Origin of the sequence: Paenibacillus xylaniclasticus (genome assembly GCF_004001065.1) — a bacterium.
In the GTDB taxonomy this organism is placed as follows: domain Bacteria; phylum Bacillota; class Bacilli; order Paenibacillales; family Paenibacillaceae; genus Paenibacillus_T; species Paenibacillus_T xylaniclasticus.
Genome location: NZ_BIML01000021.1, coordinates 1 through 1,556, shown reverse-complemented (window position 1 = coordinate 1,556; position 1,556 = coordinate 1). Strand labels below are relative to the sequence as shown.

Below are 1,556 nucleotides of genomic sequence, written 5' to 3'. Positions count from 1 at the left end.
AGTAATTATGCGCGTATGGCGGAATTGGCAGACGCACTGGATTTAGGTTCCAGCGGGAAACCGTGGGGGTTCAAGTCCCTCTACGCGCACCATACATAATCAATCCGCTCTCGAGTTAATCTCGAGAGCTTTTTTGCATATTGCGATTAATCATCTCCCCCTATGATATAGGAATAGTAAAGCAAATAAGCAGCTACGGCCTTAAGTCTATCGCCTTCATTTAATTCTGCACGGAGAGCTAGATTTCAAGGAATGAGGCGAATGTACGATGACGGCTCATATAATCCCAATGAAGGTCGAAAATTGTGTTGCAGGTGCTGAGTTGGCAAAGTGAAGAGGATGAAGGGAAAATGATTGACGGATGAATTGATAACTATTATCATTGGGTATGATAAAGTGATAATCGTTATCAATCATATCGTACTAATGGTTGTGCTATATAAGCAGGACTGATGTAGCTGTATGGATGACTGAGATGGAATCTAAGAAGCGAATGTAGAGGGAGTGGACGAACAATGGTTCGACTTACAACTGCTCAGCTGAATATTGCATATGATGATCGTTTGATTGTACAAAATTTGAATATCGGTATTCCTACCGGCAAAATTACAGCGCTTGTTGGTTCGAACGGTTCTGGGAAATCGACGATTTTGAAGACGATGGCCCGGATCATGTCTCCTGCAGCAGGTCAAGTGCTTCTGGATGGTAAGTCGATTCATAAACAGTCGACGAAGGAAGTGGCGAAGCAGCTGGCAATTCTGCCGCAGAACCCGACGGCGCCGGACGGTCTTACGGTGTCGGAGCTTGTCTCATACGGCCGTTTTCCTTATCAGAAAGGCTTCGGATCGTTAACGAAGGAGGATCGTTCTGTCATTCATTGGGCGATCGAGGCGACGGGAATGGGTGAATTCGCGGATCGTCCTGTTGATCAGCTGTCCGGCGGTCAGCGTCAACGGGCATGGATTGCTATGGCGCTCGCTCAGGAGACAGATATATTGTTTCTAGACGAGCCGACGACGTTCCTGGATATGGCTCATCAGCTCGAGGTTCTGCAGCTCCTTCAGAAGCTGAACGAGGAGAACAATCGGACGGTCGTCATGGTCGTTCACGATTTGAACCATGCGTCCCGTTATGCACACCACATGATTGCGATCAGCAAAGGAAAGGTTATGGGCGAAGGTACGCCGCAGGAAGTAATGACACCGCAAATTTTCCGTGATGTGTTCAATATCGAGGCTGACATCGTATATGATCCACGCACAGGAGTGCCGTTATGTCTGCCGCATTCGCTTATCTCTCCCCATACGTCAGCTCAAGCCGAGCGTGAGGCACTAGTCGTTTAGTATTGGCATTATGTCATTGGCAGCCGGTTAGCGGCGTTACATAAACCGTCTCCAGCTTAGTCAGGAGGCGGCTTTTTATTGCTCAATTCCACTTGCGAAAAATTTGTTTAACTTTTTTCGCGAAAACAGTTGCGTTTGTTTAATTTATCTGTTATATTATTTCTTGTCGCCGCTGATAATAATGAACGACGACGAGAGAACGAATGAAACGTG

At 46.7% G+C, this 1,556-nt stretch carries 1 protein-coding gene and 1 tRNA gene; both read left to right on the top strand.

Annotated features, from left to right (window positions below):
- Positions 1 to 9: 9 nt before the first annotated feature.
- Positions 10 to 92: transfer RNA gene (locus tag PXY01_RS16920), tRNA-Leu, on the top strand.
- 423 nt (positions 93 to 515) lie between these two features.
- Positions 516 to 1,343, top strand: a complete 828-nt coding sequence (locus PXY01_RS16915; protein WP_127571431.1) for an ABC transporter ATP-binding protein — start codon at positions 516 to 518, stop codon at positions 1,341 to 1,343.
- Positions 1,344 to 1,556 lie beyond the last annotated feature (213 nt).